At 72.9% G+C, this 6,532-nt stretch carries 5 protein-coding genes; 2 read left to right on the forward strand and 3 right to left on the reverse strand.

The annotated features are described in order from the left end of the window. The first annotated feature begins 42 nt into the window (after nucleotides 1–42). A complete protein-coding gene (locus VGX25_RS25675; protein ID WP_326920467.1) occupies nucleotides 43–1,065 on the forward strand; it encodes a virginiamycin B lyase family protein in 1,023 nt (340 codons plus the stop codon). Nucleotides 1,066–1,071: 6 nt separating this feature from the next. Here the strand turns inward: VGX25_RS25675 and VGX25_RS25680 are convergent, their stop codons facing one another. Next, entirely contained in the window at nucleotides 1,072–2,481 is a 1,410-nt protein-coding gene (locus VGX25_RS25680) for an amidase (RefSeq protein WP_326920468.1), read from the reverse strand. 88 nt (nucleotides 2,482–2,569) lie between these two features. Here VGX25_RS25680 and VGX25_RS25685 point away from each other — a divergent pair, with 88 nt between their 5' ends. Then, nucleotides 2,570–4,966, forward strand: a complete 2,397-nt coding sequence (locus VGX25_RS25685) for an acyltransferase domain-containing protein (protein ID WP_326920469.1) — start codon at nucleotides 2,570–2,572, stop codon at nucleotides 4,964–4,966. A 7-nt stretch (nucleotides 4,967–4,973) separates the two neighbouring features. Here the strand turns inward: VGX25_RS25685 and VGX25_RS25690 are convergent, their stop codons facing one another. Both VGX25_RS25690 and VGX25_RS25695 read right to left on the reverse strand, forming a co-directional pair. Then, nucleotides 4,974–5,435, reverse strand: coding sequence for a MarR family winged helix-turn-helix transcriptional regulator (locus tag VGX25_RS25690; RefSeq protein WP_326920470.1), 462 nt, complete (start codon nucleotides 5,433–5,435; stop codon nucleotides 4,974–4,976). A gap of 58 nt (nucleotides 5,436–5,493) precedes the next feature. Next, on the reverse strand, nucleotides 5,494–6,285 hold the full coding sequence (locus VGX25_RS25695) for an AfsR/SARP family transcriptional regulator (protein ID WP_326920471.1): 792 nt from the start codon (nucleotides 6,283–6,285) through the stop codon (nucleotides 5,494–5,496). Nucleotides 6,286–6,532 lie beyond the last annotated feature (247 nt).

Below are 6,532 nucleotides of genomic sequence, written 5' to 3' on the forward strand. Positions count from 1 at the left end.
CCGCTTACGCCGATTTTCGGTGCCGTCTGGTGGACTTGACCCGTGCGGCACGCGATCGCCACGGCTGCCGCGGCGCTGATCGCCGTCGCGGCCTGCACGGCGGACGCCGGGTCCGGTCCGACCACCGGCGCCCCGACGGCGACCACCCCCACTCCGTCCACAGTGGACGATTCGCCCCGGCTGGAGACGTTCGAGCTGCCGGCCGGCGCCGGGCCGCACGACGTCGCCCCCGCTGCGGACGGCGGTGTGTGGTTCACCGCGCAGCACGCCGGCTACCTCGGCCACCTCGACCCGACCAGCCGGGCCGTCACCCGCGTGCCCCTCGGGCCGGGATCGCGGCCGCACGGCGTCATCGTCGGCGGTGACGGCGCGGCCTGGGTGACCGACGGCGGCCTGAACGCGATCGTGCGGGTCGACGGCGCCACCCGCGAGGTGCGGCGCTTCGACCTGCCGGGCGACCGGCCCAACGTCAACCTCAACACCGCCGCCTTCGACGGCCGGGGCGTGCTGTGGTTCACCGGCCAGGCCGGGTTCTACGGCCGGCTCGACCCGGCGACCGGCGCGATGACCGTGCACGACGCGCCGCGCGGGCGCGGACCGTACGGCGTCACGGCCACGCCGTCCGGGGAGATCTACTACGCCTCGCTGGCCGGAAACCACATCGCCAGGATCGACACCGCGACCGGCGCGGCGACCCCGATCGACCCGCCCACCGCCGGGCAGGGCGCCCGCCGGGTGTGGTCCGATAGCCGCGGCGTGATCTGGGTCAGCGAGTACAACTCCGGTCAGCTCGGCCGCTACGACCCCGCCTCCGGCCAGTGGCGCGAGTGGAAGCTGCCCGGCGGCGGCCCGCAGACCTACGCGGTCTACGTCGACGACCGCGACATGGTCTGGGCCAGCGACTTCGGGGCCGACACCATTGTGCGCTTCGACCCGGCCACCGAGCGGTTCACCACGATCGGCCTGCCGGACGGCGCCGGCAGCGCCCGCCAGTTGCTCGGCCGAGCCTCCCAGGTGTGGGGTGCCACCTCGGGCGCGGACCTGCTGTTCGTCATCCGCACGTAGCCTCGGTCAGGGCAGGTCCGGCCGGCGCTGGCCGAAGCCGGTGGCCTGCTCGAGGGCGAGGCCGACGCGCAGGGCCAGCGCGTCGGCGCGGGGTGGGGTGACGATCTGGAGGCCGATCGGCAGACCGTCCACAGTGAACCCGGCGGGCACGGACAGCGCGGGGCAGCCGGTGACGCTGATCAGGTAGGCCGAGCGCATCCACTCGATGTAGTCGGTCATGTGCCGGCCGGCCACCTCGGCCGGGTACTCCCATTCGACCGGGAACGGCGCCACCTGGCTGACCGGGAGCACGAGCACGTCGTGCCGGGTGAAGAACTCGCCCACCCGCTCGTGCAGGGCGGCCTGCAACCGGTGCGCGCGCCCGATGTCCGGACCGGTGAGGCGGCGGCCGAGCGCGATGTTGTCGCGCAGGCTCGGCTTGAGCCGGTCGGCGTGCCGGTCGTACAGCTCGCCGAGGATCAGCTCGAACTGCCACGCGCGCAGGGTGCGGAACACCTCGTCGCCGCCGGACAGGTCGGGGCCGTCGGGTTCGACGCGGCACCCGAGTCCGGACAGGACGGTGGGGAGGTCTGCGAGCACCGCGGCGACGTCCGGGTCGACCGGAACCGTGCCGCCGAGGTCGGGTGTCCAGGCCACGCGCAGCCCGGACAGGTCCGGATCCATCGGCTCGGCGAACCGCTCGCCCGGCTCGTCGAGGGCGAAGGGGCAGCGCGGGTCCGGACCGGCCTGCACGGACAGCAGCAGCGCCGCGTCGGCCACGGTGCGCGCCAGCGGGCCCTGCACCGAAAGCGGCGACCACGGCGTGAGGTTCGGCCAGGTCGGCACCCGGCCCGGGGACGGCCGAAGCCCGACCACGTTGCAGAACGACGCGGGGTTGCGGATCGAGCCACCCATGTCGCTGCCGTCGGCCAGCGCGCACATCCCGGAGGCCAGCGCCGCGGCCGCGCCGCCGCTGCTGCCGCCCGCGGACCGGGACAGCGCGTACGGGTTGCGGGTCGCGCCGAACAGCTGGTTGAACGTGTGCGAGCCGGCGCCGAACTCGGGCACGTTCGACTTGCCGAGGGTGATCGCCCCGGCGGCGCGCAGCCGCGCGACGGCCAGCTCGTCCCGTTTGGGCACGTTGCCGGCGAGCAACGGCGAGCCGTACGTCGTGCGTATTCCGGCGGTGTCGTGGGTGTCCTTGTACACCAAGGGAATCCCGTGCAGCGGCCCGATCGGCTCGCCGCCGGCGATGCGCTCGTCGGCCGCCGTGGCCTCGTCGAGCGCCCGCTCCGCGGTGAGCGTCGCGATCGCGTTCACCGCCGGGTCGACCCGCTCGACCCGGTCAAGGTGAGCCTGGACGACCTCGCGGGCCGACACCTCGCGACGCCGCAGCAGCTCGGCCAGCTCGCGCGCGGTCCGGTACACGATCTCCACGGGCCAACCCTAGTTTGTCGGCCGTTACTCAAGTAAGAGTTTGCGGCGCCGAGTCACAATTCGGCTACACCGTCGACTCGGAGCCGCCATGCCTTTACCGCAGCCTCCTCAGCCGCCGATCGCAATTGTGGGAATTGGCGCGCTGCTGCCCGGGTCCCGGAATCCGGCTGAGTTCTGGCGAATGGTGGTGACCGGACGGGACCTGGCCGGCGTGGGGATCCCGGCGGCCGACGGCACCGAACGGTTGGCGTTGCTCGTTGCCGGGCAGGCGCTCGCGGACGTGTCCGGCCCGGCCGCGCCGGAGCGCACCAGCGTGATCATCGGCACCGAGTGGATGGAACCGGCGGCGCGCGAGGCCACCTTTCCGGGAATGCTCAACGCCGTCGTCGCCGGCGGGTTCGATTTGCGGGGGAGCGACTATACGACCGACGCCGCGTGGGCGAGCTCGCTGGCGGCGGTGTCGAGCGGGGTGGACGAGCTCACGCTCGGGCGGGCCGACCTGGTCCTCACCGGGGGCGTGCAGACCGGCGCGGGTCTGGTGATGTTCGCGCTGAAGCGGCTCGCCGACGCCGAACGCGACGGCAACGCCGTCTACGGCGTGATCCGCGGCATCGGGATCGCCTCCAACGGCCGGTGCAAGGCGACCGGCGACCCGTCCGCCGGGCAGGGGCGGGCGCTGCGCGCCGCATACGCCGTCGCCGGCTACGGGCCGGAGACCGTCGAGCTGGTCGAGGCGCACGGCGCCGGCGACGCGGCCGAGCTCGGCGCGCTGCGCGCGGTATTCGACGAGTCGGGGCGCGCCGACCGGCAGTGGGCGGCCGTCGGCTCGGTCACCTCGCAGATCGGCCACACCAGGGCGGCGGCCGGCACCGCGGGTCTGCTCAAGGCCGTTCTTGCCCTGCACCACAAGGTTCTGCCACCCACGAGCACGGTGAGCACTCCCGGCGGCCGGCCCGAGCTCGAGGGCAGCCCGCTCTACCTCAACACCGCGGTGCGACCCTGGGTGCGCGCCGGCGATCATCCGCGCCGCGCCTCGGTGTCCAGCTTCGGCTACGGCGGCACCAACGTCCACGTCGCCGTCGAGGAGTACGTCCCGGGCGCCGGGTCGGCTGGCCGGCGCCCACCGCGGTCGCGCACGCTGCCCACCGAGCTGGTGCTGCTGAGCGCGCCGACGGCGGACCGGCTGATCGCCGGCATCCGGGGCGTCGGCCCCACGGATCTACTGTGGACCGCCCGCCGGTCGCAACTGGACTTCCGGCGGACCGACGCGCACCGCCTCGCGCTCACCGTGGCCGACGCCGAGGATCTGCGGGTCAAGCTCGACCAGGCCGTGCGCGCGATCGAGGAGAATCCACATCGGACGGTCTCGCTGCCGAACGGGGTGCACTACGGCGCCGGCCCGACCGCGCCGGGCGAGGTCGCCTTCCTGTTTCCCGGGCAGGCCAGCCAGTACGTGGGCATGGGCGCCGACGTGGCGATGCATTTCCCGCAGGCACAGCGGGCCTGGGACGAGGCCGCGTCGGTCGAGCTCGGCGACCGGCCGCTGGCCGGCGTCGTGTTCCCGGTTCCGGCGGTCACGGCCGCCGGGCGCAACGCCCAGCAGGAGCTGTTGAGCGCGACCGAGTGGACCCAGCCGGCGCTCGCCGTGCAGTGCCGCGCGCTGCTCAACGTGCTCGAGGCGCTGGACATCCGCCCGGACTGCGTGGGCGGCCACAGCTTCGGTGAGCTCGTCGCCCTGCACGTCGCCGGGGTCTTCGACGCCGAGACCCTGCTGCGGCTGGCCCGGCGCCGGGGCGAGGCGCAGCGCGACGCCGCCACGATCCCCGGTGCGATGATCGCCGTCGCCGCGTCCCGCGAGGAGATCCAGGCGGTCGTCGCGCAGGGCTACCCGGACGAGCTGTGGCTGGCCAACCACAACGCACCGCGGCAGATCATCGTGTCCGGCACGACGCGGGCCATCGCCGACCTCGAGGACCGGCTCACCGCGCGCGACGTGAAGAACCGGCGGCTCAACCTGGCGTCGGCGTACCACAGCCCGATCGTGGCCAGCGCCGGCCGGCAGCTGCTCGACCACCTGGCCGGCGCCCGCATCTGCCGCCCGCGGCTGCCCGTGTTCGGCAACGCCGATGCCGGGCTGTATCCGGCCGACCCGGACGACATCCGCGGCCGGCTCGCCGAGCACATCGCGGCGCCGGTCCGCTGGGTCGACGAGGTGCACGCGATGTACGCGCGGGGCGTGCGGACGTTCGTGGAGGTCGGGGCCGGCGGCACGCTGACCAAGCTGGTCTGGCAGATCCTCGACGCCACCGACTACCGCGCGGTCACCCTCGACGTCAAGGGAAAGAACGGCTGCACGACGCTGCAGGACGCGCTCGGCCAGCTCGCCGTGCACGGCGTCGCGATGAACCTCGATCCACTGTGGACGGGCAATCCCGAGCCCACCCCGCCGGCGGTGTGGGACGCCGACGCGGCGCGGGTGGCCTAGCGGACTGCTAGCCGGCGCCGTTGAGCATGTGCGTCGCCTGGGTCAGCAGGCGCATGAGGGTGGCCCGGTCGCGGGCGTCGAAGGCCGACGTCAGCCGGTCCTCGACCGCGCGGATCTTGGCGTCGGCCTTCTTGAGGACCGCGCGGCCGGTGCGGGTCAGGGTGGTGACGAGCACCTTCTGGTGCAGGCTGGAGGTTTCCCGCGCGACGAGCTCCTTGGCCTCGAGGTTGGACAGCACCGTGGTCATGGTCTGCGGGGTGACCAGGCAGATCCGGGCGAGCTGGGCGCCGGACGCGCCGCCGGTGTAGGACAGCGCGAGCAGCACGGTGTACTGCGGCACGGTCAGCTCCAGGTCGCGCAACGCCTTGGTCTTCTCCAGGGTGACGGCCTGCTCGGCCCGCTTGATGAGGTCACCGAGGCGGCCGGCGGTCTCCGCCTCGAAGCTCGCTGGATCAGAGGGCTTATTCAAGCCAGCCGCCTATAACGTCGTCGATATAGTATCTGTCGCAGCATACTACACCGACGGCTCAGCCACGTAGCGCGATCGGCTGGGACCTCGCCTCGAGCATCGGGTCGTGGGACAGTATCGCCCGCTCGCAGTTGCGCAGGGTGGGGCTGGGCTCGATGCCGAGCTCGTCGGCGAGGCGCCCGCGGACCCGCCGGTAGAGGGCGAGCGCGTCGGTCTGCCGGCCCGCGCGGTACAGGGCGACCATCAGCTGGGCGCACAGCTTCTCGTTGACCGAGTCCGACTCCACGAACTCGCTCAGCTCGGCGATGACCTGCGCGTGCCGCCCGATGAGCAGCTCGGTCTCGAAGAGCAGCTCGAGCGCCGACGACCGGTGCTCGTCGTAGCGGATGGCGGCGGCCTGGCAGATGAACCCGCCGATGTCACCGCCGAACGCCGCGCCGCGCCACAGCGCCAGCGCGTCGCGCAGCCGGCGGGTGGTTTCTGCCGGGTCGAGGTCCGGCCGCGACCGGACGTAGCCGACCGCCCGGATGAACCGGTCCGCGTCCACCTCGTCCGGCTCGACCAGCAGCCGGTATCCGGACGGAAGGCTGACGATGTGCGGCGCGGAGCGGTGCGGTTGCGCCTTGGTCAGCGTGCGGCGCAGCCGGCTGACGTGCGCCTGCAGCGCGTTCTCGGAGTTGCCCGGCGGATGGGCCCCCCACAGCTCGTCGACCAGCGAGTGGGCCATCACCAGCCTGCCCGTGTTGACCAGGAGGGCCGCCAGCAGCGTGCGTTGAAACCTGCCCGGTATCTCGACGGGTCCGTCGTCGGCCTGAATCTCTATCGGACCCAGAACGCGATAGCGAAGCATCTCAGCCCCCCACGGGAGACGTGTACAGCGGCAAGACCATTAGGTGATCAGGAATGTCCCCGATGGTAGCCCTGTATCAGGGTTCGAATGTAGAAAAGTCATCTGAGATCAGTCAAGATTACGCCACTTGTGTAGTGGCCGTTGTCTCCCGGCGACAGCGGCCACCACGTCGTCCGCGTGCGTACGGCGGATGCGGTCATCCCGCGAGGGCCGCGGGCGGCCGGAACCGTCCGGGCGCCCGCGCCCG

It is taken from the genome of Actinophytocola sp., assembly GCF_035942955.1.
Lineage (GTDB): Bacteria > Actinomycetota > Actinomycetes > Mycobacteriales > Pseudonocardiaceae > DASYTH01.

Bases quoted from the DNA above. Each gene is read 5' to 3' on its own strand.
- VGX25_RS25685 (WP_326920469.1), top strand. From the start codon at position 2,570: ATGCCTTTACCGCAGCCTCCTCAGCCGCCGATCGCAATTGTGGGAATT.
- VGX25_RS25695 (WP_326920471.1), bottom strand. From the start codon at position 6,285: ATGCTTCGCTATCGCGTTCTGGGTCCGATAGAGATTCAGGCCGACGAC.